This window comes from Pontibacter sp. HSC-14F20, assembly GCF_019599265.1.
Lineage (GTDB): Bacteria > Bacteroidota > Bacteroidia > Cytophagales > Hymenobacteraceae > Pontibacter.
Window position 1 is genome coordinate 1 of sequence record NZ_JAHZTC010000047.1, and the last position, 659, is coordinate 659.

General features: G+C 57.4%; 1 protein-coding gene. It reads right to left on the reverse strand.

The features are described from left to right. On the reverse strand, positions 1-356 hold a 356-nt coding region (locus K3G39_RS20415; RefSeq protein ID WP_220628022.1), incomplete at its 3' end, for an AMP-binding protein. Between the last annotated feature and the right edge of the window lie 303 nt (positions 357-659).

Genomic DNA, 659 nt, shown 5'->3' on the forward strand with positions numbered 1-659 from the left:
TAGTTGAGCTCATGCTCTCGAAATATCGGCATGAGCGGGTTGACGACCGCGCCGACCCGAAATGCCGCAAGGGCGACAACAGCGAACTCCCACCAATTCGGAAGCTGCACGGAAACCACGTCGCCTCGCCCAATGCCGAGCCGCTTCAGGGACGCCGCCGCTCGCGCGATCCGGTCTGCCAACTCTCGATAAGACAGTCGGATCGGCGCCGTCGGGCGATCGATCCGATAGGCCAGCAACGCAAGCTTGTCCGGCGCCGACGTCGCGCTGACTTGCAGAAATTCGTCGAAATTCTTGTCGATCCAGAAGCCTTGCGAGCGCATCGACTGAGCGTGCTTCGCTGCATCGAACCCCATGCCGTCCTCCCTAAGCCAAAACGAGGCACCCGACTGACGGGTTTATTTGATGTGCTAGTTTACTATTTTTTCGCCCGCCCGCAAGGGCGATTATTCCGCGCACAGCGGTCAAACGCAGCAATGTTGACACTTTCAATCTTTCGCTTCTGGTACACTAGCATTCTAATACGCGAGAAGGTTTCAAACTCTGGTGGGGAAGACGCAAATGAAGGCAGCAGTTTTGGATCGACGCGGCGCGGATGGCCTGAGCTGGCGCGACTTTCCCGATCCGATCCTTAGGCAAGGTGAGTCGATCCTGAAAGT